This window comes from Micromonospora sp. NPDC002575 (assembly GCF_042889525.1).
Classification (GTDB): domain Bacteria; phylum Actinomycetota; class Actinomycetes; order Mycobacteriales; family Micromonosporaceae; genus Micromonospora; species Micromonospora carbonacea.
Genome location: NZ_JBIARA010000004.1, coordinates 300,595 through 322,972, shown reverse-complemented (window position 1 = coordinate 322,972; position 22,378 = coordinate 300,595). Strand labels below are relative to the sequence as shown.

Sequence of the window (22,378 nt, the reverse complement as noted above, 5' to 3'; positions counted from 1 at the left end):
CCTCACGCGAGCCGCGCGCCGGGGAGAGCGCGCCGTGGGTCACGCCGGCACCTTGGCGACGGCGTCGACGACGGCCCGGAGCAGGTCGACGACCCGCGGGCCCCAGCGCGAGGCGATGTCGTCGTCGAGCGCGACGACCTGGTTGTTCTTGACGGCGGTGACGCCGGCCCAGCCGCTGCGCGCCTTGACCGTCTCCGGGCTCTGCTTGCAGCACTTGGTGTCGGCCAGGAAGACGAAGTCGGGGTTCGCCTTGACGATGATCTCCTGGGAGAGCTGCGGGTACCCCCCGTTCTTGCCGTCGGCATCGGAGGCGTCGGCGATGTTCTCCAGCCCGGCGAGGGCGTAGATCGAGCCGATGAACGTCTTGCTGGTCGCGCTGTACAGCTCCGGGCCCAGCTCGTGGTAGTAGGTCAGCTTCGCCGACCGCTGCGGCAGGTCCTTGGTGAGCTTGGCGATGTCGTCCCTCATCCGGGTGACGACGTCGGCGGCCTCTGCTGCGTGGCCGGTCAGCGTGCCGAGGTCGGCGAGCTGCCGGTAGGAGTCCTCCAGGGTGGTCGCCGCCGGGGTGAGCAGCACCGGGATCTTCAGCGTGGTGAGCTGTTCGACGATCTTGTTGGTGTCGTTGGCGAGCACCACCAGGTCGGGGCTCTTGCCGGCGATCGCCTCGGCGTTGGGCTGGAAGCCGGACAGGTCGCTCTTCGGCGCGTCCGGCGGGTAGTTGGACTGGTCGTCGACGGCGGTGACCTGCTTGCCGGCGCCGATGGCGAAGAGCATCTCGGTCGCGGTCGGCGAGAGCGAGACGATCTTCTCGGGCCGCTTGTCGAGCGTGAGCTTGCCGACGGTGGCGGGGAAGGCGGCGGCGGCCGAGGCGCCACCGGCGGCGGGGGCGTCGTCGGAGCTCTTCTCGGCGCACGCGCCGAGCGCGAGCGCGGCCACCGCGAGGGTCGCGGCGAAGAGCCGGGGGGTACGTCGGAACACTGGTCCTCCTGTCGGTCGAGGAGCGTGGTGCTTCGCCGACAGGAGCCTGGTGGGGTGCCCGTCCGCGAGGCGCCCTTCCTCGAAGGCGCGTGTCGCGACCGCGCCGCAGGCGACCTGGCTCGCCTCACACACGTCGGCGTCGGCCGGCGGGCCGACGCCTGGTCGGCGGCGGCCGGGGGCCGGACGCCGCGGGTGGGGCATCACAGTTGCGGGACAGCGCCGGATTCGCACCGGCTTCGCTGCGGTTTGGTCGGTGCCACCGTAGCGCACGCCCCGGCGGCACCTCGTTGATCTAGGGACTATCGCCGAGAGTGGCGACGCCGACACGGGTGCGGGGCCCCGTCCGGGGCCCCGCACCACGGGCGGTCAGGAGCAGTACTGCGCCTGCTTGTTGATCACCCGGTAGGGGCAGTCGGCGTACTCGGAGAGCAGCAGGACCGCCTCCTTGTTGCGCGAGGTCTGGGCCGGGATGACCTCGTCGGGCGGGTAGAAGCCGCCGCCGGCGCCGGAGGAGCCGGGGTACATCTCGAAGGTGTACGCAAAGATGCCGTGCGTCGCCCACATCCAGTCGAGGCTGTCGCCGTCGGTGATGTAGAGGTCGCTGGACTGCTCGGGGGTGTAGCCGTTGGTGGCCGCCATCCGCTGGCCGAGGGTGGCGAAGGTGTTGTACTGGTCCGCCGTCATGCCGGTGGTGGTGTTCGCCGTCGTGTAGCCGAAGGGCCAGAGCACGAGCTGCGAGTACGTGTGCCAGTCGATGTTGGCCTTGATCTGCTGGACCCCGCCGACGACCCGGCTGTTGACGAAGTCACGCAGCGCCTTGATCTCGGGAGAGGAGAAGGCGGACGGGCCCCGGTAGGTCGACGACGACGGCACGCCGGACGACCCGCCGCAGCAGCCCCAGTTGTAGCCCCAGTTGCGGTTCAGGTCGGTGCCGACCGCGGCCGCGCCGCTGTTGGGCTGGCGGTTCTTGCGCCAGGACCGGTACGAGCCGGTGGCGATGTCGTACTCGCTGCCGTCGGGGTTGACGGTGGGGACGATCCAGATCTCCCGGCTGTTGACGATGCTGGTGATCCGGGAGTCGCTGCCGTAGCTGTCGGTGAACAGGTCGAGCAGGTAGATCGCCATCTCGACGGTCAGGTGCTCGCGGGCGTGCTGCTGCGAGTTGAACAGGATCTCCGGCTCGGCCTCGTCGGTGGCCACGTTGTCGGAGATCTTCACGGCCATCAGGTCGCGGCCCTCGTACGACCTGCCGATGCTGATCTTGCGGGCGATGGTCGGGTGGTCGGCGACCACCTTGTTCACCACGGCGGTCAGCTCCGCGTAGTCGTGGTAGTTCGAGTCGGCCGACGGGAAGCCGGTCGTGCCGATGCCGTCGGAGTGGACGGGGGCGGCCTGCTTCTCCACCTGGTAGCCGAGCCGCCTGATCGCCGCCGCCTCGGCGTCGGTCGCCGTGACGTGCAGGATGCCGTGCTCGGCGGCGTCGACGGCGGCGCCCGTGCGGGCGATGGCGTTGCGGGCGGCCAGGGTGCGCACGCCGAGCACGTCGTACTCGGCGGCGACCGGCTCGGCGGCGGGCTCCGGGGCGGGGCGCGCGGAGACCGGCCCGGTGGCGACGGTGAGGCCCAGGCCGGCGGCGGTGGCGAGCACCAGTGCGCGACGCAGGCGGGTCGAGGTGCGGAAGGCCATGGACAACCTCCTGGGGGTACGGGGAGATCCCGTCTCGTGGTCAACACTTCACCACCTGTCACATGGTCAGATCAATATCTTTCACTATGTGATCCATCCCGATCGCATCCTCACGCCGGCAACGACTTTCCTCCGAACCAGGTCTGGCGAAACTTCTCGCCGAGCGGGATAGTGACCGGCAAGCATGCCCCGACCCGCCTCACCCCGCGGAGCTCCCATGGCCAGCACTGCCCTACGCGCGCTCGCGCTCACCGGCGTCGCCGCGCTCGCCCTCGCCGGCCCGGCCGTCCCCGCCCACGCCGGCGGCCACCACCCGCCCGTCGAGCACGACGAGCAGATCACCTTCCAGGAGTGGTCCCGCCACCCCGACTGGCGTACCGGCGCCCACCGGGGCACCCGGGCGGTCCCCGGCCACCGCGCCGGGATCACCATCGGCCGGCCCGCCGGGACGACCGAGTTCACCGACGAGCACGCCGGCACCACCAGCACCTGGGAGTACGCCACCTGGACCTCGCCGGAAACCCGGATCGGCTTCGACGCCACCGAGCTGGTCGCCTCGTGGAACGCCGACACCCCGGCGGGCACCTGGCTGCAGGTCGAGCTCCAGGGCACGTACAACACCGGCGACCGGACCCCCTGGTACGTCATGGGCCGCTGGGCCTCCGGCGACGCCGACGTCAAGCGGGCCACCCTCGACGGTCAGGGCGACCCGTGGTCGAGCGTGTGGACGGACACGTTCGCCGTCGACGACGCCGACGCCGGGGTGCTGCTGCGGTCGTACCAGTTGCGGCTCAGCCTCTACCGCAAGCCCGGCCAGACGGCCTCGCCCCGGGTCCGGATGCTCGGCGCGATGAGCTCGAACGTGCCGGACCGGTTCACCGTCACCCCGAGCCGGGGCGGGATCGCCTGGGGCAAGGAGCTGCCCGTCCCCGCCCGCTCCCAGATGATCCACAAGGGCAACTACCCCGAGTGGGGCGGCGGCGGGCAGGTCTGGTGCAGCCCCACGTCGACCACGATGGTGCTGGAGTACTACGGCCGGGGCCCGTCGGCCGAGGACCTGGCCTGGGTCACCCCCGGCTACACCGACCCGCAGGTCGCCCACGCCGCCCGGATGACCTGGGACTACGAGTACGAGGGCGCGGGCAACTGGCCGTTCAACACCGCGTACGCCGCGAGCTTCCCCGGCATCGACGCCCGGGTGACCCGGCTGCACTCCCTCGACGAGCTGGAACGCTTCATCGCCGCCGGCATCCCGGTGATCACCTCGCAGTCCTTCCTCGACACCGAGCTGGACGGGTCGAACTATGGCACCTCCGGGCACCTCTTCGTGGTCGTCGGCTTCACCCCCGACGGCGACGTGATCGTCAACGACCCGGCGTCGTCGTCGAACGCCGAGGTGCGCAACGTCTACCAGCGGGAGCAGTTCGAGCAGATCTGGCTGCGCACCAAGCGCTACCGCGCCGACGGGAAGGTGGCCAGCGGCTCGGGCGGCATCGCGTACCTGATCAAGCCGACAAACAAGCCCTGGCCAACCGTCCAAGGCTCCACCAACTGGTAACCCCACCCACCCCACCCGGCCCCACCCGGCCCGGCCAGGCTCGGCCCGGCCCGGCCAGGCTCGGCCCGGTGATCAAGAGATTTGCGTCATCGTCGAGATCAACTTTGACGCTTTTCTCTTGATCACCGGGGTGGGTGGGGGTGGGGAGGGGAGGGGAGCAGGGGGGAGGGGGCGGGACGGGGTGGGGATGGGCGGGGGTTAGGGGGTGGGGGTGGGGTGGTCGTCGTCGCCGGCCAGGGCGGAGCGCAGCCGCTCCTTCTCGGCCCGGCGGCGTTCGGCGGCCCCGGCCATCTCCCCGGCCATCTCGTCCCGCCAGCCCCGCAGCAGGAAGAACGAGAGCGCGGCGGAGAACGCCAACGCCAGCATGAGCTTGAGGAAGATGTTCAGGTCGACCGGCCAGAGCGCCGCGACGACCACCACGAACAGCCCGATCCGGCCCAGCGTGTACTTGACCGCCGCGCTCACGTCGCACTCCGTTCTCCGCCGGCCCCGCCGGGCGGGGGTTTCAGCCCGTCCTGCGGGCCAGCCAGTGGACCCCGGGAAACCAGACCACCGCGTACACGAGGGTGAAGGCCGCCGCGCCGAGCCCGCCGCCCAGCAGCGGCGGCAGCCCGTCGGCCAGCCCCGCCACCACCAGGCCGCCGACCACGGCCAGCCCGGCCGCCACCAGCGCGGCCACCACGCGGGCCGCGCCGAACTCCCAGGCCCGGAAGTCCTCCCAGTAGAGCCAGGCCGGCAGGATGATCGCCAGCCAGCCGTTGGCGCGGCCGAAGTCGCCCGCGCCGACCGTCGCGAAGCCCCAGTCGAACAGCAGCAACGCGAGCAGGCCGATCACCAGACCGGCGAAACTGATGCCCAGCAGATCGCCGAGGGCGACGATCCGTCCGTCGGCGTCCCGCCGGGGGAACCCGCCCTGACCCTGCTCACTCGGCTCGCTCATGACGCTACGAGGGTACGTGAGCGGCGGCGACGCCGGACGGGCGGTGGTTCAGCCGGTGCCCGGCGGTGGTTCCCAGCCGGTGACGCCCGGCGGTGGTCCTCAGCCGGTGACGCCCGGCAGGGCCGGTGGCGGCGGTCAGCTCGTCGTCGAGCGCCCGCCGACGCCGCCGGCCAGCAGGCCGAGCGCCACCAGCGCCCCCACGATCAGGCCCACACCTGCTGCGGCTCGGACCGGCGCTCCGCCAGCGACGGGGGCGCGTCGTACTCGCGGACGATCTCGTAGCGGGTGTTGCGCTCGACCGGGCGGAAGCCCGCGTCCCAGATCAGGTGCAGCAGGTCTTCCCGGTGCATCGTGTTCGGGGTGCCGTACGAGTCGGCGTCGTGGGTGATCTTGTATTCCACGACGGACCCGTCCAGGTCGTCCACGCCGAAGTTCAGCGAGAGCTGGGCCACCGACAGGCCGTGCATCACCCAGAAGCACTTCACGTGCGGGACGTTGTCGAACAGCAGCCGGGACACCGCGAACGTCTTCAGCGACTCGGCCGGCGACGCCATCGTGGTGCGCGCCTGGATCCGGTTGCGCACCTTGCCGTCCGCCGAGTCGACGAAGTCGTGCTGGTAGCGCAGGGGGATGAAGACCTGGAAGCCGCCCGTCTCGTCCTGCAACTCGCGCAACCGCAGCACGTGGTCGACCCGGTGCCGGGGCTCCTCGATGTGGCCGTAGAGCATCGTCGACGGGGTCTTCATGCCCTTTGAGTGCGCCAGCCGGTGGATCCGCGACCAGTCCTCCCAGTGGCAGGCGTGGTCGACGATGTGCTGGCGGACCTCCCAGTCGAAGATCTCCGCGCCACCGCCGGTCAGCGACTCCAGGCCGGCATCCATCAGCTCGTCGAGGATCTCGTCGGCGCTCAGGCCGCTGATCTTCTCGAACCACTGCACCTCGGTCGCGGTGAACGCCTTCAGGTTGACCTTCGGCAGCGCCGCCTTCAGCTCGCGCAGCACCTTCGGGTAGTAGCGCCAGGGCAGCGTCGGGTGCAGGCCGTTGACGATGTGCAGCTCGGTGAGCTGCTCGTCCTCCATCTCCTTGGCCTTGCGGACCGCCTCGTCGATGCGCATCGTGTACGCGTCCTTCTCGCCCGGCTTGCGCTGGAACGAGCAGTACGCGCAGGAGGCGCTGCACACGTTGGTCAGGTTGAGGTGCCGGTTGACGTTGAACATCACCCGGTCGCCGTTGAGCTCCGTGCGCCGGTGGTGCGCCAGGCGACCCAGCCAGGTCAGGTCGTCGCTGTCGTAGAGGGCGATCCCGTCGGAACGGGTCAACCGTTCGCCCGCGTACACCTTCGCTTCGAGCTCGCGCTTGAGTCCGGCGTCCATCGAAAGCCACGTCCCTTCCACCAGCGGTCCCGTCGAGCCTACGTCGGGTCGTCGACCCACCGCCGGTGCGGTCGACCCCAGCGACGTACCTCACCGGACTCTCAGCCGCTCGTAACCTGTTACGCCATCGACATCCCTGTCCGGGTGCGGTAAGACAGGGTGGGGCGCGCCACAATCGGGGCCGTCCCCGCCGCCGCGCCACCCGAGCGCGGCGCCCAGCCACGCCGGACGGGGAGCGGAATGGTGCAGAGCACGCGACGACAGCGACGGCAGCGACGGAGGGCGCCCCTGTTCTCGCCGGTGCTCCGGCCGATGCTGTGGTCCGCCCTGCTCAGCGCCGTGGCCACGGCCGCGCTCGCCACCCCCGCGTACGCCGAACCGCCGCTGCCCAACGTCGTGCCCGACACCGGTTCCCGCCCCGTCGCCGTCGGAGGGCTCCCGGTGCCCGGCCTGAACGGCCCGGCCCTCCCCGGTGCCGGCGCGCCGGTGACGCCGCTCGGCACCGGCCCGCTCGCCGCCGCCATCGCGGCAGCCGAGGCCCAGGTGGGCCTCCTCGGCGACCAACTGCTCGGGCTGCGCCAGACCCGCACCGAGGCGGAGGCCCAGCTCGCCGCCGCCGACCGGGACCTGAAGGCGGCCCGCGACGCCCTGGCCCGCGCCCAGGAGGGCGCCGACGCCGCCGCGGCCGGCGCGCTCAAGGCCGCCGCCGCGCTGCCGCCCGGCGAGTTCGCCGAGGACCTGCACGGGCTCAACATGCTCCAGCAGATCACCCGGGGCGAGGAGGCGGAGGGGGCGACGACCGCCGCCGCCGGCGAGCTGACCCGCGCCCGCGCCGCCGAGCAGCTCGCCTACCAGGCGTGGCTCGCGGCCGACACCCGGGTGCGTTCGGTACGGGACCAGTACGCCGCCGTGGAGAAGTCGCTCCACGAGCAGGAGAAGAAGCTGCTCAAGCTGCGCAAGGACAACGCCGCGCAGATCATCGAGCTGGAGCGCCAGCAGGAGGCGCTTGAGCAGCAGCTCGGCGCGGGCTACGTCGACGGGCAGAGCAGCAACGGCCTCACCGCGAGCCCGACCGCGCTGGCCGCCGTCCGCTACGCGCTCGCCCAGCTCGGTGACCCGTACGTCTGGGCCGCCGAGGGGCCGGACGCCTTCGACTGCTCCGGGCTGATGTGGGCCGCCTACCGGTCGGCCGGCTACTACCAGTTGCCCCGGGTCTCCCGCGACCAGTACTACGCGACCCGCAGCCGCACGGTGAGCCGCAGCGCCCTGCTCCCCGGCGACCTGCTCTTCTTCGCCTCCGGCAGCAGCTGGACGACGATCCACCACGTCGCGATGTACATCGGCAACGGCAAGATGGTGCAGTCGCCCACCACGGGCCAGACGGTGAAGATCAGCACGGTGGGCTGGTCCCGGCTCTACGCCGCCACCCGGGTGGTCGGCGCGGTGCCCGCCCCCACCCCCACGCCGGCCCCGACCACGCCGAAGCCCACCAGCACCCCCAAGCCGACAAAGTCCCCGACGCCGAAGCCGACCACCCCGTCGCCGAAGCCCACGACGCCGTCGCCGAAGCCGACGACGGCGAGCCCGTCGCCGACGCCGACGCCCTCGCCGAGCCCGTCGGACACCCCGTCCCCGTCACCGGCGCCGACCACCCAGGCAAGCAGCCTGGCGCCGAGTGACAGCGCCTCGCCGGACGCCTCGACGAGCGTGGCCGGCTGAGCCCGTCCGTCCACTCCGGCTGTGCTGGCGGGCGGGAATGTGGCACCGTGACACCCATACACTTCCGGCCCGACGCCTCGGGCCCGGAGGCGAGCGTGGGCACGGAGGACGACCATGGGCGAGCAAGAGGTTCCGGCGGGAACGGCCGACCCCGGATCCCGGCCTGACCCCGGGTCCCCACCCGCCCCCGGCGGTGACCCGGCCGGCTCCACACGCACCCCGGTCGGCGTCGCGCCGGCCAACGGGCCGCAGCCCGGGTCGGCCGGGCGGGCGGCGGTGCCCGCCGCGACGGCACGGGCCCGGGTGAGCGTCACCGGCGTGACCGTCCCGCCCGGCGGCGTCGCGTTGCCGGCCGCGGGCAGCAGCGGGACGACGTACCGCGCGGGTGCCCCGGCGGTCGATCCGGCTCCGGGCCAGCCTTCGACACCGCCCGGCGGGGCGACCAAGGGCGTCGCCACCGCGCCGGCGGGCGCGGAAGACGCCGGTGTGACGCCGGACGCCAGCGTCGGCCGGACGCCGGATGCCGGCGTCGGCGCGACGCCCGCCCCGGAAAGCGCCCGCCCCGGCGCTGGCGTGCCGAGCCAGCGGACCGGCGGCACCGGGCCCGCCCGGGCCAGCGCCTCGGTGCCCGGCCTGAACCGGGTCTCCGCGGGCGAGGCGGCCGGTGCCGTCGGGGCGGAGGGGGCGGGCGGGGCGAAGCCCGGCAGCGCCAAGGTATACCGGTCGGCCCCGATCAGCCCCGAGCCGCCCGAGCCCGCACGACCCCCGGAGCCGGCCGAGCCCCCGAAGCCGGCCGGGCCGCCCTCGCCGCCGGAGCCGGAGCCCGCCCCGGCGCCCACACCCGTTCCCGGGCCGAACCCGCCCACGCCGCCCGTGCCGGGTCCCACACCACCGTCGCCGAACCCGCCGGCCCCCGAGCCGACGCCGCCGGCCCCCGGGCCGTACCCGCCAGTTCCGGTGCCGCCGCCCGGCCCGGCCGTGCCGCCACCGGCCCCCGGTCCCGTACCTCCGCCCGGTCCGGTGCCGCCCGTGCCCGGCCCTCCCGTCCCCCCGCCCGGCCCGGCGGTGCCGCCGCCCCCGCCGTCGCCCGGTCCGATGCCGGCACCGCCGTTCCCGCCACCGCCGCTGACCGCCCCGGCTGCCCCGGCCTGGCCCCCGGCCGCCCCGCCCGGCTCCGCGCCTTTCTCAGCTCCACCGTCGTCCGGGGCCCCGTCGGGCTGGCCGGCGGGCCAGGCCGCGCCGTCGTTCCCCACCGAGCCACCGTCGCCGCCCCCGGTCGTACCGGCACCGGCGCTCCCGGCCTGGCCACCGCCGACCAACCCGGGCACCCAGCGGGGCGGCACGCCCGCGGCCACCGGCGCGTCCAGCACACCGGCACCGGTCGCCCCGGCGTCGGGCGTCCCCGGGGCGGGCGTCCCCGGGGCGGGCGTCCCGGCGTCGGGTGTTCCCGTGTCTGGCGCCCCGGCATCGGGTGTTCCCGCATCGGGGCCACCGGCCGCCGGCCGGCCGGCGGCCGGCCTGTACGGCGCGGCCCCGACCACCGCCTGGTCGGTGGCACCCCCGGGCGGGGCTCCCGCGCCCACGGGTGGGGCCCCCGGCGGTCGGGCCACCGTCGGCAGCCCGGCCGGACGTCCGGAACCGGGGACGGCCGACCTGGCCAGCACCGCGTACGGCACCGACGGGCCGGGCTTCGCCACGGTCGCGCTGCCCACCGGCAGCCAACTGGACAATTCCGGCTCGCTGACCGGGCACATCCTGGCCCAGGGCTGGACGGATGCCCCGGCCGCGCGGTCCAGCACCGCCAAGGTGCTGATCGTCCTGGTGGCGTCGCTCGGGCTGCTCGTCGCGATCGGTGTGCTCGTCGTGCTGCTGGCCGGCGACGCGATGGACGGGTTGGTCGGCGGCCTCCTCAACGGCTGATCGGGCCGAAACGGCTGATCGGGCCGAAGTGGCACCTGGCGGGCCGGAGGAACGGTTGAGCCGGGTCGCCCAGGAGCGGCTGTGTGGGCCCGGGGATGGTGAGCCCGCCCACTACGATCTCGTGGCACGGTGGCGGGTTTGCTATGTCGCCGTACACTTGTCGTGATCACTGACCCGGCGCGCGTGAGGCGCGCCCATGGGCGATCTTGCGGGCGATCCGGCGGCGTTCAGCTGCGGCAGGCCATCGCGAAGATGCGCCCCGCTCGAAAGGCATTTCTTGACCACGTTTGCTGACCCCAGCACGTTCCCGTCCGTCTTCGACACCTCGGCCGAGGCGACCGGCCCGGCCGACGCCCCCGCCGCCGGGGCCGGCTCTCCCGACGTCGCCCCGACCGCTCCCGGCTCTCCCGACGTCGCCCCGACCGCTGCCGGCGACCCCGTCGTCGTCGACGACAGCGTGGCGCTCGCAGTCGCCGACGCCACCGCGGGTGACGTCGGCACCTCCACGGGTGACGTCGACACCGACACCCGCGCCGACGCGGACACCGACGTCGACTTCGCCGCGCTCGGCCTGCCCGATTCGCTGGTCCAGGCGCTCGACCGGCTGGGCATCACCACGCCGTTCCCGATCCAGCGGGCCACCGTCCCGGACGCCCTCGCCGGCCGCGACGTCCTCGGTCGGGGCCAGACCGGCTCCGGCAAGACCCTCGCCTTCGGCCTGCCGGTGATCGCCCGGCTCGCCAAGCGCAACCGGGCCCGCCCGCTGCACCCCCGGGCCCTGGTGCTGGTGCCCACCCGGGAGCTGGCCATGCAGGTCAACGACGCGCTCGTGCCGCTCGGCAAGGCGGTCGGGATCTTCCTCAAGACCGCCGTCGGCGGCGTGCCGTACGACCGGCAGATCGACGCGCTCCGGCGGGGGGTGGAGATCGTCGTGGCCACCCCGGGCCGGCTGGGCGACCTGATCAACCGGGGCGTCTGCCACCTCGACGACGTCGAGGTGACCGTGCTCGACGAGGCCGACCAGATGGCCGACATGGGCTTCCTGCCGGAGGTCACCGAGCTGCTGGCCAGGACGCCGGCCGGCAGCCAGCGGCTGCTCTTCTCGGCCACCCTGGACGGCGACGTGGACTCGCTGGTCAAGCGGTTCATGACCGATCCGGTCACCCACTCGACCGCCCCGGCGACCGCGGCCGTGTCCACGATGGACCACCACCTGCTGCTGATCCCGCCGCACGACAAGTTCGCCGTGGCGGCGTCCATCGCCGCCCGGTCCGGCCGGACGATGCTCTTCGCGCGCACCCAGCTCGGGGTGGACCGGCTCGTCGAGCAGCTCGCCGCCGTCGGCGTGCGGGCCGGCGGGCTGCACGGGGGCAAGACGCAGCGGATGCGCACCAAGACCCTGGCCGAGTTCCGCGAGGGCCGGATGAGCGTCCTGGTCGCCACGGACGTCGCGGCCCGGGGCATCCACGTGGACGGCGTCTCCCTGGTGCTGCACGTGGACCCGCCGAAGGACCCGAAGGACTACCTGCACCGGGCGGGGCGTACCGCCCGGGCCGGTGAGTCGGGCGCGGTGGCCACGCTGGTGCTGCCCAAGCAGCGCCGGACCACCCTCGCCATGCTGGAGAAGGCCGGCGTCGAGCCGGCGGAGACCCGGGTCCGGGCCGGCGACCCGGCGCTGGCCGAGCTGACCGGCGCCCGGGAGCCCAGCGGGGTGCCGGTCCGCGACGAGCCCCCCGCCCCGCGCCGGCACGGCGACCGCCCGGCCGGCCCGCGCCGCTTCGAGGAGCGGGGCGAGCGCCGCTACGGCGACCGGGACGGCCGGAGCGAGCGCCGCTACGGCGACCGCCCCACCAGCGAGCGCGGCTTCGGCGAGCGGCGCTACGGCGACCGCCCCACCGGTGAGCGCAGCTTCGGCGAGCGGCGCTCCGGTGACCGCGCGGCCAGCGAGCGCGGTTTCGGCGAGCGGCGGTACGGCGATCGGGAACAGCGCGTCGGCGGGGAGCGCCGGTTCGGGGACCGCCCGACCGGCGAGCGCCGCCACGACGACCGGGGCGAACGGGGCTTCGGCGAGCGACGGTTCGACGACCGAGCCGGTGGCGAACGCCGCTACACCGACCGCCCTGCCGGCGACCGCCCTGCCGGCGACCGGCGCTACGCCGAGCGCCCCACGGGCGAGCGCCGCTTCGGCGACCGGCCGACCGCCGACCGCCGCCACGACGACCGCCCCATGGGCGAGCGCCGCTTCGGCGAGCGGGGCTTCGGCGAGCGGGGCGGGGATCCGCGTACCGGCGATCGGCGGGGTGGGTTCCGCCCCGAGGGGCGCGGACGGGACGACCGGGCCCGTGACGATCGGCGCGGCTTCGGCGGGCGCCCGCCGGCGCGTACCCACTGATCCTGACGACGGCCGGGACGCCGCCGCGGAGCCCACGCTCCGCGGCGGCGTTTCCGCTTGCGCTGCCGGCCGGGGCGGCGTGCCGTAACGTCCGGTTCATGCCGACAATGCCGAAGTCGCTGTTCTGGGCCCGGACGGACACCGCCGGCAGCGAGCACGTGGTGTTCGACGACGGTGCCGGGCTCGGCGCGCAGGGCGTCGTGCTCGCCGTCGACCCGATCCCCTACACCTGCCGGTACCGGCTGACGGTCGGGCCCGACTGGGCGACCAGGCGGCTGGAGGTCGAGGCGGAGGGCGCGGGCTGGCAGCGGAGCGTACGCCTGGAGCCGGCGGGTGGCCGGTGGCGCGTGACCGCCGGCGAGCAGGGCGACCTGGATGCGGCGTTGCGGGCGGCCGGGCATCCGGCGGCCGGTCTGCCCGGCACCGACGATCCGGACCGGCTGGCGGGCGCGGTGGACATCGACCTGGGCGGCTCGCCGCTGTTCAACACCCTTCCGGTACGCCGGCTCGGGCTGACCGCCTCCCCGACCACGACCTCGCCCTCGGCCTCGGCCTCGACGGAGCCGGGGACGGGGACGGGGACGGGGACGGGGACGGGGACAGCGCACCGGATCACCGTGGCGTGGGTGCAGGTGCCCAGCCTGATGGTGCTGCCCGCCGAGCAGGTCTACGCGGCGCTCGGGCCCGGCCGGGTCCGCTTCGCCAGCGAGACGTTCACCACGGAGCTGGACGTCGACCCGGGCGGGTGGGTGCTGCGCTATCCGGGGCTGGCCGAACGCATCGCCCCGCGCTGAACGTCCCCGGCGTGCCGGGAGCGTTAGCAGGGGTCCCCTGTACAACAGAATGCGTTAACAGGGGGCCCTTCCTTCTATGCGGGCCAGGCGCCGGTCGCCAGGAAACGGTCGACGGTCGCCAGGTGCGGGGCGAGGTCGAGGCCCTGCCCGGCCACCCAGTCGTCGGCGTAGTACGTGTCGGCGTACCGGTCCCCCGGGTCGCAGATCAGGGTGACCACCGAGCCGGTGCGGCCCTCGGCGAGCATCCCGGCGATCAGGCCGAACGCGCCCCACAGGTTGGTGCCGGTGGAGCCGCCGACGCGGCGGCCGAGCAGCGCCGAGCCGGCCCGCATGGCGGCCAGGGAGGCGGCGTCGGGCACCTGGACCATCCGGTCCACCACGGCGGGCAGGAAGGACGCCTCCACGCTGGGCCGGCCGATCCCCTCGATCCGCGAGCCCCGGCCGGTGCACACCGACCAGTCGGCGGCCTGCCAGGCGGGGTAGAACGCCGAGTTCTCCGGGTCGACCACGCAGAGCTTGGTGGGCAGCCGCCGAAACCGGGTGTAGCGGCCGATGGTGGCGCTGGTGCCGCCTGTGCCGGCCCCGACGACGATCCAGGCCGGCACGGGGTGCCGCTCCAGCGCGAGCTGGGCGTAGATCGACTCGGCGATGTTGTTGTTGCCCCGCCAGTCGGTGGCCCGCTCGGCGTACGTGAACTGGTCCATGAAGTGGCCGCCGGAGTCCTCGGCGAGCCAGCGCGCCTCGACGACCACCTTCGCCGGGTCGGCGACGAGGTGGCAGCGCCCGCCCTGGAACTCGATCTGGGTGATCTTCTCGGGCGAGGTGGACGCCGGCATCACCGCGATGAACGGCAGCCCCAGCATCCGGGCGAAGTACGCCTCGGAGACCGCCGTCGAGCCGGAGGACGCCTCGACGATCGTCGTCCCCGGGCCGATCCAGCCGTTGCAGAGCCCGTACAGGAACAGGGATCGGGCGAGCCGGTGCTTGAGCGAGCCGGTGGGGTGCACCGACTCGTCCTTGAGGTAGAGGTCGATGCCCCACTCCCGGGGTAGCGGGAACGGCAGCAGGTGGGTGTCGGCGGACCGGTTGGCGTCGGCCTCGACCGTGGCGATCGCCTCGGTCACCCAGCGCCGGCTGGCCTCGTCGCACCGGTCGAGATGAGTCATGTTCGGAAACGTAGCAAGCGGCTCGGCCCTGGTCGCCGCCGTGTGCCGGGCGGCGGCCGGGTGCCGGGCGGGCTGCCGGGCCGCCGCCGGGTGCCGGGACGCCGCCGGGTGCCGGGCCGCGACCGTCAGGTGGCGGGGCGGGCCAGCGGCTGCGGGCGGTTCTCCCACTTGGTGGAGAGGGCGATCCCCGTCCGGGTGGAGGCAACCCCGGGGGTGCGGTTCAGCCGCACGATCAACTGCTCCAGCTCGGCGATGGTGCCGACCCGGGCCTTGAGCAGGAACGACTCGACCCCCGCCATGAAGTAGCAGGACTCGATCTCGGGCATCCGCCGGAACGCCTCCAGCACGTCGTCGGTGTCGCCGCCGGAGTCCTCGACGATGCCGATGAGCGCGGTCACGCCGAGGCCGATGGCCTCGGGCTCGACCTCCGCCCGGTACGCCCGGACGACGCCGCTCGACTCCAGCTTGCCGACCCGCTCGTGCACGGCCGGGGCGGAGAGGCCGACCTGGCGGGCCAGCTCGGCGTACGAGAGTCGGGCGTTGCCCTGCAACAGCTCCACGAGGCTGAGGTCGATGGCGTCCACGGACTGTGACCCTAGTCGTTGGGGCGTAACGCCGGCCGCCCGGCATGCGTTGCACATGACAGTAGGTGAGTGTCCGCAGACCTTCGGTCGAGGGAGAGCAGAGCCACCCCAGTTTACTAACTTCCCACTCAGTGCGTTTTTCGCGTTTGGCGGACAGGCCAGGTCGCTGGTGCTGTAATTGCCATACGTCCCTCATGACGGCTCTGGGCTCGCACCGGCCGGGGGCAGTGTGTTCAGCCGGGGGCTTCGTCGACGCGAGGAGGGGGCTGTGGACACTGGAGATCGCCTGCTGACACCGGGTGAGGTCGCCGCGCTGTTTCGGGTTGACCCGAAGACTGTGACGCGCTGGGCGGCGGCCGGCCGGATCGGCAGCATCCGGACTCCAGGCGGGCATCGCCGGTTTCGGGAATCCGAGGTGCGGGCCCTGCTTGAGGGGGAGGGCATGCTTGACGAGGCGGACGACATGGGGAAGGCCCGCAACGTCGGCCCCGCCGCGTCGACCGGCCCCGGCCCGGCCAACGCCGGGATGTACTGAGCAGGTGCGCTGACGGGCACGGGCCGGCCAGTCCGGCCCGCGTCCCGCCGCCGGTCCCGGCGTCAGCGGGTGACGCCCAGCTCGCCGGACCAGCGGCGGAACAGCGTGTGCGGCACGCCCAGCGCGTCGAGCACCTTCCCCGCAACGAAGTCGACGAGTTGCTGCGCGGAGGCGGACGCCCCGGCACCGTAGAAGCCGGGGCTGGCCGGCAGCACCACCGCCCCGGCGTCGTGCAGGGCGATCAGGTGCTCCAGGTGGCTGCGGGTCACCGGCGTCTCGCGGGGCACCACCACCACCGGCCGGCGCTCCTTGAGGTTGACCTCGGCGGCCCGCTGCAGCAGGTCCTTCGACAGGCCGATCGCGATGCCGGCGCAGGCCGCCGTGCTGGCCGGCACGACCGCCATCCCGCGTACCCGGTAGGAGCCGCTGCTGGGGCCGGCGGCGAGGTCGCCGGCGGGCCAGTGCCGCACGTCGGCGTCGCCCAGGTCGCGCCCGAGCCAGGCCGCGAGGTCCTCGGCCCAGTGCCCGTCGCGGAAGGCCCGCCCGGTCTCGTCGAGGATGGTCAGCCGGGCGGCCCGGGAGACGACCAGGTCCACCGGTTGGCCGGCGTCGAGCAGCCCCCGGACGACCGCCGCCGCGTACGGCGTGCCCGACGCGCCGGAGACTCCCACCACCCATGGTTCCCGCATGCCGTCCAGCCTGCCTGGTCACGGCGACGGGCCGCCGACCGCCCCCACCCCCGCACGGGGCGGGGCCATCCGCGCGGTGCCGACCTGCCATGCTGCCGAGAAGATTCACGTCCCACAGGGGGGATCGGTGATGACCGACGACATCCTCCGGTCGCTGCGCGCCGACTGCCCGATCCCGCCTCGGCTGTCGCCGCACGCCGACCGGGTGCAACGCTGGCTCGACGACCGGCTGCCCACCGTCGGCCTGCCGTTGGACGGACCCGCCCTGGAACGGCTGTCCCGCGCCCGGTTCGCCCGGTACGCGGGCCGGCTCTATCCGCAGGCCACCGAGCCCGACCTGCGCGTCATCGCGGCCCTGTTCACCTGGTTCTTCCTGGTCGACGACGCCTGCGACCGGCCGGGCCGGCTGCGCCCCGACCAGATCCTCGCGCTACGGGACGGGACGCTCCGGCTGCTGCGCGACGGCCCCCGGGGGCGGCACCCGGGCCTCACCGGCCCGCTGCGCCGGCTGCTGGTGCGGGCGTGGCGGGAGCCGCGCCGCCGGATGCCGGCCCGCTGGCGGGAGCGGTTCGCCGACGCGGTCGGCCACCACCTGCACGGCACCTGGCGGGAGGCGGTGGAGAAGGCGGCCGGCCGCCCGCCGGACGTGAACCGGTACGTCGAGCTGCGCCGGGCCACCTCGGCGGCCCACGTGTCGTACACGCTGATCGAGTTCGTCACGGGCCGGCCGCTGCCCGACGCGGTCTACCACCACCCGCTGCTGCGCGAGATCGCCGACCTCGGCAACGACCTGCTCTCCTGGTACAACGACATCGCCTCGCTGGAGCGGGACCGGGCCACCTCCGGCGGGCACAACCTGGTCCTGGCGCTGGCCGCCGAGCGGGGCGTCGGGGTGGACGCCGCACTCGGCCCGGCCGCCGAGCGGTGGCGGGCGGCGATGCGCCGCTTCGTCGAGCTGCGCGCGGGCGTGCCGTCGTTCGGGCCGGCGCTGGACGAGGCGGTCGCCGACCACCTCGACGGGGTCGCCGCCGCCGTCCGGGGCACGATCGACTGGACGCTGGAGAGCGCCCGCTACGGCGACGGTAAGGAGGGGCCCCTTCTTAACGCTTCCGGTAGAGCAGGGGCCCCTTCTTAACCACGCCGGGCAGCGGCGGGCGGCAGGCGGCGGCGGGCAGCGGCGGGCGGCGGCGGGCGGCGAGGCGGCGGGCGGCCCGGCTCAGGGGCGCAGGCCCAGCCTCGCCACCAGGTCGACCAGCGCGAACACGAACAGCGCGATGCCGACGAACCCGTTCGCCGTGAAGAACGCCCGGTTGACCTTGCTCAGGTCGGTCGGGCTGACCACGAGGTGCTGGTAGCCGAACGCGGCGGCGGTGAGCGCCAGCCCGATCCACCACGGCCAGCCGAAGCCGACGAGCGCCCCGAACCAGACGAACAGCGCGAACGTCACCACGTGCGCGACGGTGGAGGCGTGCAGGGCGAACCGCAGCCCGTACCGGGCGGGCACGCTGTGCACGCCGATCTCGCGGTCGACGTCGGCGTCCTGGCAGGCGTAGATCAGGTCGAAGCCGCCGATCCACAGGCCGACGGCCGCGCCGAGCAGCCACGCCGGCCACGAGCCGGCGAAGGTGCCGGTGACGGCGAGCCACGCGCCGACCGGGCCGACCGCCTGGGCGATCGCGAGAATCGCGTGCGGCCAGTTGGTGAACCGCTTGCCGTACGGGTAGACGACCAGCGGGATCACGGCGAGCGGCGCGAGCGCCAGGCAGAGCGGGTTGAGCAGGGCGGCGGCGGCGAGGAACACCACGAGCGCGACGCCCGCGCCGGTCCAGGCCGTCCGCACGCTCACCGCCCCGGTGACCAGCTCCCGGGCGGCGGTACGCGGGTTCCGCGCGTCGATCCGCCGGTCGAGGATCCGGTTGGCGGCCATGGCGAACGTCCGCGCCCCGACCATCGCGACGGTGATCAGCAGCAGGTCGAGCCAGCGCACCCGCCCGCCGTTGACCTGCATCGCGGTCAGCGCCGACAGGTACGCGAACGGCAGCGCGAAGACGGAGTGCTCGATCGCGACGAGCTTGAGGAAGGACTTGACGCGGCCCGGCCGCGCCGGCGCAGCGGCGGCGGTGGCCATCAGATCCCGTACTCCTTCCAGCGCTTGTCGACCAGGGAGACGACCTCGGGGGCCATGGTCATCTCCTCGGGCCAGCCCCGGGTGTAGCCCTCGCCTGCCAGCTTGCGGGTGGCGTCGACGCCGACCTTGCCGCCCCAGAACTGCTGGTAGGAGGAGTGGTCGAGGTGGTCGACGGGCCCCTCGGTGAGCAGCAGGTCGCGGGCGTAGTCGACGTTGCCGAACGCCCGGAACGCGACCTCGTGGTAGTCGTGCACGTCGCAGTCCTCGTCGACGATCACGATCAGCTTGGTCAGCGACATCAGGTGCGCGCCCCAGATGGCGTTCATCACCTTCTGGGCGTGCTTGGGGTAGCGCTTGCGGATCGACACGATCGCGCAGTTGTGGAAGACCCCGGCGGCCGGCAGGTCGTAGTCGACGATGTCGGGGATCAGCAGCTTCAGCAGCGGCTGGAAGATCCGCTCGGTGGCCTTGCCGAGGCCGTGGTCCTCCTGCGGCGGCTTCGAGGTGACGATCGAGTGGTAGACGGCGTCGCGCTGCATGGTCATCGTCTCGATGTGCAGCACCGGGAACGGCTCGACCGGGGTGTAGAAGCCGGTGTGGTCGCCGAACGGCCCCTCGGGCAGCCGCTCGCCGGGCTCCAGGTAGCCCTCCAGCACGATCTGGGCGTGCGCCGGCACCTGGAGCGGGACGGTGAGGCAGTCGACCATCTCGACCCGCTCGCCGCGCAGGAACCCGGCGAACAGGTATTCGTCGATGTCGCTGGGCAGCGGCGCGCTGGCCGCGTACGAGACGACGGGGTCGCAGCCGATCGCGACCGCGACGGGCAGGCGCTGGCCGAGCCGCTCGGCCACCGCGTGGTGGGCGGTGGAGTCCTTGTGGATCTGCCAGTGCATGCCGAGGGTGTTGCGGGAGTGCTGCTGGAGCCGGTAGAGCCCGAGGTTGCGCTTGCCCGTCTCGGGGTGCTTGGTGTGCGTGAGCCCGTAGTTGTGGAAGATGCCGCCGTCGCCGGGCCAGACCTGGAGGCCGGGCAGCCGGCCCAGGTCGACGTCGTCGCCGGAGTAGACCACCTGCTGGCAGGGGGCCGTCTTGACCTTGCGCGGCGGCACCGACTTGAGCTGCATGACCTTGCCGAGGCCCTCGCGGATGCCGGACCAGCCGACGGGCAGCTCCGGCTTGATCAGCGCGCCGATCCGCGCGCCGATCTCGTCGAGGGAGTCGACGCCCAGCGCCATCGCCATCCGCTTCTCGGTGCCGAACAGGTTGATCGCCACCGGCAGCTCGCCCCGGGTGGGGCGCTCGAACAGCAGCGCGGGGCCGCCCTCGCGCACGGTCCGGGTGACGATCTCGCTGATCTCCAGCGTCGGGTCCACGGGGACGCGGACGCGGCGCAGCTCCCCCGCCCGCTCCAGAGCCGCGAGGAAGTCCTTCAGATCGGTGTACGGAAACCCACGAACCGCCATGCCCCCAGTCTCCCGCACCGGGCTGAGGTGCAAGGAAGGGCCCCTTGTTAACGCTTTCTGTAGAGGAGGGGCCCCCTATTAGCAGCCCAGTCAGCCGCCGAGCCCGCGTCTCCCCAGTCGACCGACGCTCGTTGGTACGGATGGCAGCGCGGCGGATGGCAGCGCGGCGGATGGCGGTGCGACGGGTGACGGTGCGGCGGGTGGCCGGGCCGCCAGTGTCGGGGACGGGGGCGGCGATGGGGGCGGCGATGGGCGACGGACGGGTGCCGGCGGGGTTCACCGAGCAGCGAACCCAGGTCGGCGCGGTGGCGATCAACTATGTCCGAGGCGGCCGGGGGCCGACCCTGGTGCTGCTGCACGGCTACCCGCAGTGCTGGCGGATGTGGCGGCGGCTGCTGCCGGAGCTGGCCGACTCGTACCAGGTGATCGCCCCCGACCTGCGGGGCTTCGGCGACAGCGACGCCCCGCCCGGCGGGTACGACAAGAAGACCCTCGCCGCCGACCTGCACGGCCTGCTGACCGGCCTGGGCCTGGCCGGCGACATCCGGCTGGTCGGCCACGACGTGGGCACCATGGTCGCGTACGCCTACGCTGCCGCGCACCCCGACGAGGTGTCGCGGCTGGTGCTGACCGAGGCGCCGATCCCCGACGAGAGCATCTATACGTTCCCCGCGTTGACCGCCGCCGGGCCGGCGGTGTGGAACTTCGGCTTCTTCAACCTCGCCAACGGCCTGCCGGAGGAGCTGGTTGCCGGCCGGGAGTCACTCTGGGTGGACCGCTTCACCGACTCGCTCATGGTGCACAAGGGCAGCATCGGGGCGGACGACATCGAGGAGTACGCCCGGCATCTGCGGGATCCGGCGCACCTGCGGGCCAGCTTCGCCTACTTCCGGGCGTTCGGGCAGGACGTCGCGGACAACGCGGCGTACCGGGAGCGACCGCTGCCGATGCCGGTGCTCGCCGTCGGGGCCGGGGCCAGCCTCGGCGGGCAGGTGGCCGACCAGGTGCGCCGGTACGCCCGCACGGTCGAGGGCCGGGTGATCGAGGACAGCGGTCACTGGCTCTTCGAGGAGCGCCCGGCGGAGCTGACCGCCCTCCTGCTGCCCTTCCTGCTCCCGCCCCGGTGATCAAGAGAAAAGCGTCAGAGTTGATCTATGCGGTGACGCTTTTCTCTTGATCACCGGGGCGGGAAGCTGGGGTGGGCGGCCAGGCGTAGGGGGCCAGGGGCGGGTCGAGGGGGACGTCCAGCAGGCGGTTGGCGAAGGTGGAGATGGTGTACGCGCCGACGCCGAGCACGACGTCCAGCGCGTGCCGGGGCCGCCAGCCGGCGGAGAGGAAGGCGGTCAGCTCCTCGTCGGGGACGTCACCCCGGTGATCGAGCACGGCGACGGTGAACCGGCGCAGCGCGTCGAGTCGCGGCTCGGGCAGCCCCGCCCCGGCGCGCAGCGCTTCGATCAGCGCCGTCGTGCCGGCATGTCGGGCCAGGGCGGCGGTGTGCATGGCCACGCAGAGCTGACACCCGTTGCGGACGGCGACGGTGAGCACCACCACCTCGCGGGCGACCGGGTCGAGATCGGTGGACTCGAAGACGGCGGCGGCTCCCAGGAAGCCCTTGAGCAGCTCCGGGGACTCGGCCATCAGGGCGACGGCGGCGGGCAGGTGCCCGAGCTTGCGGTGGACCCCGGCCATGGCGGGCCGGGCGGCGGCGGGCGCGGTGTCGAGGGTGTGGGTGGTGAAGGCCGATCGGGGCATGGACAACCTCTTCGCGTACGATGGTCAACGTGGTTGACCGAATAGTAAACGTGGTTGTCGAACGTGGCAACGGCTGACCCCGCGAACGCGGCGACGGGCACCCCGGAGCGCCCCGGCTTCCTGCTGCCCCTGCTGTTGCTGGCCGGCTTCCGTACCCTCGTCGACGACCTGCACGCGGAGCTGGCCCGGCAGGGGCACGCGGAGCTGCGGCCGGTGCACGGCTTCGTCCTCCAGGCCGTCGGCCCGGCCGGCGCGACCGCCAGCGAGCTGGGTCATCGCCTCGGCGTCTCCAAGCAGGCCGCCGGCAAGACCGTCGACCGGCTGGTCGCCCTCGGCTACCTGAAACGCGCCGACGACCCCGCCGACGCGCGACGCAAGCTCATCCGGCTGACCGAGCGGGGGCACGACGGGCTGCGCCGCTCGGCGGCTCTCTTCGACGAGCTGCGGGCACGATGGGCGCAGACGCTGGGCGAGCAGCGGGTGAACGCGCTGGAGGACGACCTGCGCCGGGTCGCCCAGCCGAACTTCTTCCGGCTCGACGTCCCGGGGTGGTTCGGCGCCTGACCGACCACCGGGGCCCGCACCGGCACCAGCCGGAACAGGTCAACCGTCAGCAGCCGGCGCAGCTCACGGGCAGCAACGGCGCACGGGCCGGCTCACCCGGCGGTGGCCAGCCCCACGAACGACCGCCGGGCGCCCGGCGA

General features: G+C 73.8%; 19 protein-coding genes and 1 pseudogene. 9 read left to right on the top strand and 11 right to left on the bottom strand.

What is annotated here, in order from left to right; translation table 11 throughout:
* Window positions 1–39: 39 nt before the first annotated feature.
* Entirely contained in the window at window positions 40–978 is a 939-nt protein-coding gene (locus ACFYWL_RS09225; RefSeq protein WP_386969519.1) for an ABC transporter substrate-binding protein, read from the bottom strand.
* 372 nt (window positions 979–1,350) lie between these two features.
* Window positions 1,351–2,664: pseudogene (locus ACFYWL_RS09220) on the bottom strand (M14 family metallopeptidase); the annotation flags it as partial.
* Between the two features lie 217 nt (window positions 2,665–2,881).
* Here ACFYWL_RS09220 and ACFYWL_RS09215 point away from each other — a divergent pair.
* Window positions 2,882–4,222 (top strand): C39 family peptidase, encoded by a 1,341-nt coding sequence (locus tag ACFYWL_RS09215; protein ID WP_386969516.1) that lies wholly within the window; start codon window positions 2,882–2,884, stop codon window positions 4,220–4,222.
* A 198-nt stretch (window positions 4,223–4,420) separates the two neighbouring features.
* On the opposite strand, the gene ACFYWL_RS09210 is transcribed toward ACFYWL_RS09215, so the two are convergent.
* The 3 genes from ACFYWL_RS09210 to mqnE form a co-directional block, all read right to left on the bottom strand.
* On the bottom strand, window positions 4,421–4,687 hold the full coding sequence (locus ACFYWL_RS09210) for a DUF4229 domain-containing protein (protein ID WP_386969513.1): 267 nt from the start codon (window positions 4,685–4,687) through the stop codon (window positions 4,421–4,423).
* Window positions 4,688–4,727: 40 nt separating this feature from the next.
* Window positions 4,728–5,162: a hypothetical protein gene (locus tag ACFYWL_RS09205; RefSeq protein WP_386969510.1), complete on the bottom strand. Its 435-nt coding sequence runs from the start codon at window positions 5,160–5,162 to the stop codon at window positions 4,728–4,730.
* 203 nt (window positions 5,163–5,365) lie between these two features.
* Window positions 5,366–6,535, bottom strand: coding sequence for an aminofutalosine synthase MqnE (gene mqnE / locus ACFYWL_RS09200; RefSeq protein WP_386969507.1), 1,170 nt, complete (start codon window positions 6,533–6,535; stop codon window positions 5,366–5,368).
* Between the two features lie 240 nt (window positions 6,536–6,775).
* Here mqnE and ACFYWL_RS09195 point away from each other — a divergent pair, with 240 nt between their 5' ends.
* From ACFYWL_RS09195 to ACFYWL_RS09180, 4 genes are all read left to right on the top strand, one after another.
* A complete protein-coding gene (locus tag ACFYWL_RS09195; RefSeq protein WP_386969504.1) occupies window positions 6,776–8,254 on the top strand; it encodes a C40 family peptidase in 1,479 nt (492 codons plus the stop codon).
* 1,449 nt (window positions 8,255–9,703) lie between these two features.
* Window positions 9,704–10,174: a hypothetical protein gene (locus tag ACFYWL_RS09190; RefSeq protein ID WP_386969502.1), complete on the top strand. Its 471-nt coding sequence runs from the start codon at window positions 9,704–9,706 to the stop codon at window positions 10,172–10,174.
* 196 nt (window positions 10,175–10,370) lie between these two features.
* Complete coding sequence (locus ACFYWL_RS09185; protein WP_386969499.1) at window positions 10,371–12,566, top strand: DEAD/DEAH box helicase; 2,196 nt, start codon at window positions 10,371–10,373, stop codon at window positions 12,564–12,566.
* 107 nt (window positions 12,567–12,673) lie between these two features.
* Window positions 12,674–13,360 (top strand): putative glycolipid-binding domain-containing protein, encoded by a 687-nt coding sequence (locus ACFYWL_RS09180; RefSeq protein WP_386969780.1) that lies wholly within the window; start codon window positions 12,674–12,676, stop codon window positions 13,358–13,360.
* A 74-nt stretch (window positions 13,361–13,434) separates the two neighbouring features.
* On the opposite strand, the gene ACFYWL_RS09175 is transcribed toward ACFYWL_RS09180, so the two are convergent.
* Window positions 13,435–14,526 (bottom strand): PLP-dependent cysteine synthase family protein, encoded by a 1,092-nt coding sequence (locus tag ACFYWL_RS09175; protein ID WP_386969497.1) that lies wholly within the window; start codon window positions 14,524–14,526, stop codon window positions 13,435–13,437.
* 125 nt (window positions 14,527–14,651) lie between these two features.
* Window positions 14,652–15,110 carry an Lrp/AsnC family transcriptional regulator gene (locus tag ACFYWL_RS09170; RefSeq protein WP_043961353.1) on the bottom strand — a complete coding sequence of 153 codons (459 nt, stop codon included), beginning with the start codon at window positions 15,108–15,110 and terminating at the stop codon, window positions 14,652–14,654.
* 268 nt (window positions 15,111–15,378) lie between these two features.
* Here ACFYWL_RS09170 and ACFYWL_RS09165 point away from each other — a divergent pair, with 268 nt between their 5' ends.
* Complete coding sequence (locus ACFYWL_RS09165; RefSeq protein ID WP_117668385.1) at window positions 15,379–15,645, top strand: BldC family transcriptional regulator; 267 nt, start codon at window positions 15,379–15,381, stop codon at window positions 15,643–15,645.
* A gap of 62 nt (window positions 15,646–15,707) precedes the next feature.
* Here the strand turns inward: ACFYWL_RS09165 and ACFYWL_RS09160 are convergent, their stop codons facing one another.
* Window positions 15,708–16,334, bottom strand: coding sequence for a UbiX family flavin prenyltransferase (locus tag ACFYWL_RS09160; RefSeq protein WP_386969493.1), 627 nt, complete (start codon window positions 16,332–16,334; stop codon window positions 15,708–15,710).
* A 130-nt stretch (window positions 16,335–16,464) separates the two neighbouring features.
* Here ACFYWL_RS09160 and ACFYWL_RS09155 point away from each other — a divergent pair, with 130 nt between their 5' ends.
* On the top strand, window positions 16,465–17,469 hold the full coding sequence (locus ACFYWL_RS09155) for a terpene synthase (RefSeq protein ID WP_386969491.1): 1,005 nt from the start codon (window positions 16,465–16,467) through the stop codon (window positions 17,467–17,469).
* An 81-nt stretch (window positions 17,470–17,550) separates the two neighbouring features.
* On the opposite strand, the gene mqnP is transcribed toward ACFYWL_RS09155, so the two are convergent.
* Both mqnP and ACFYWL_RS09145 read right to left on the bottom strand, forming a co-directional pair.
* Entirely contained in the window at window positions 17,551–18,462 is a 912-nt protein-coding gene (mqnP, locus tag ACFYWL_RS09150) for a menaquinone biosynthesis prenyltransferase MqnP (RefSeq protein ID WP_386969489.1), read from the bottom strand.
* Window positions 18,462–19,922: a menaquinone biosynthesis decarboxylase gene (locus ACFYWL_RS09145; protein ID WP_353899894.1), complete on the bottom strand. Its 1,461-nt coding sequence runs from the start codon at window positions 19,920–19,922 to the stop codon at window positions 18,462–18,464. Before ACFYWL_RS09145 ends, mqnP begins: the two co-directional genes overlap by 1 nt.
* Before the next feature lie 200 nt (window positions 19,923–20,122).
* Here ACFYWL_RS09145 and ACFYWL_RS09140 point away from each other — a divergent pair, with 200 nt between their 5' ends.
* The gene (locus ACFYWL_RS09140; RefSeq protein ID WP_386969486.1) at window positions 20,123–21,049 is read left to right on the top strand and encodes an alpha/beta fold hydrolase; all 927 of its coding nucleotides are present in this window, start codon (window positions 20,123–20,125) and stop codon (window positions 21,047–21,049) included.
* A gap of 25 nt (window positions 21,050–21,074) precedes the next feature.
* Here ACFYWL_RS09140 and ACFYWL_RS09135 read toward each other — a convergent pair whose 3' ends face one another.
* Window positions 21,075–21,674 (bottom strand): carboxymuconolactone decarboxylase family protein, encoded by a 600-nt coding sequence (locus tag ACFYWL_RS09135; protein ID WP_386969484.1) that lies wholly within the window; start codon window positions 21,672–21,674, stop codon window positions 21,075–21,077.
* A gap of 63 nt (window positions 21,675–21,737) precedes the next feature.
* Between ACFYWL_RS09135 and ACFYWL_RS09130 the strand changes: the two genes are divergently transcribed.
* A complete protein-coding gene (locus ACFYWL_RS09130; RefSeq protein ID WP_386969481.1) occupies window positions 21,738–22,238 on the top strand; it encodes a MarR family winged helix-turn-helix transcriptional regulator in 501 nt (166 codons plus the stop codon).
* The last annotated feature ends 140 nt before the right edge of the window (window positions 22,239–22,378 follow it).

Bases quoted from the DNA above. Each gene is read 5' to 3' on its own strand.
- ACFYWL_RS09155 (WP_386969491.1), top strand. From the start codon at position 16,465: ATGACCGACGACATCCTCCGGTCGCTGCGCGCCGACTGCCCGATCCCG.
- ACFYWL_RS09145 (WP_353899894.1), bottom strand. From the start codon at position 19,922: ATGGCGGTTCGTGGGTTTCCGTACACCGATCTGAAGGACTTCCTCGCG.
- mqnE (WP_386969507.1), bottom strand. From the start codon at position 6,535: ATGGACGCCGGACTCAAGCGCGAGCTCGAAGCGAAGGTGTACGCGGGC.
- ACFYWL_RS09175 (WP_386969497.1), bottom strand. From the start codon at position 14,526: ATGACTCATCTCGACCGGTGCGACGAGGCCAGCCGGCGCTGGGTGACC.
- ACFYWL_RS09160 (WP_386969493.1), bottom strand. From the start codon at position 16,334: ATGCGGGAACCATGGGTGGTGGGAGTCTCCGGCGCGTCGGGCACGCCG.
- ACFYWL_RS09185 (WP_386969499.1), top strand. From the start codon at position 10,371: ATGGGCGATCTTGCGGGCGATCCGGCGGCGTTCAGCTGCGGCAGGCCA.
- ACFYWL_RS09135 (WP_386969484.1), bottom strand. From the start codon at position 21,674: ATGCCCCGATCGGCCTTCACCACCCACACCCTCGACACCGCGCCCGCC.
- mqnP (WP_386969489.1), bottom strand. From the start codon at position 18,462: ATGGCCACCGCCGCCGCTGCGCCGGCGCGGCCGGGCCGCGTCAAGTCC.
- ACFYWL_RS09195 (WP_386969504.1), top strand. From the start codon at position 6,776: ATGGTGCAGAGCACGCGACGACAGCGACGGCAGCGACGGAGGGCGCCC.
- ACFYWL_RS09205 (WP_386969510.1), bottom strand. From the start codon at position 5,162: ATGAGCGAGCCGAGTGAGCAGGGTCAGGGCGGGTTCCCCCGGCGGGAC.
- ACFYWL_RS09215 (WP_386969516.1), top strand. From the start codon at position 2,882: ATGGCCAGCACTGCCCTACGCGCGCTCGCGCTCACCGGCGTCGCCGCG.
- ACFYWL_RS09180 (WP_386969780.1), top strand. From the start codon at position 12,674: ATGCCGAAGTCGCTGTTCTGGGCCCGGACGGACACCGCCGGCAGCGAG.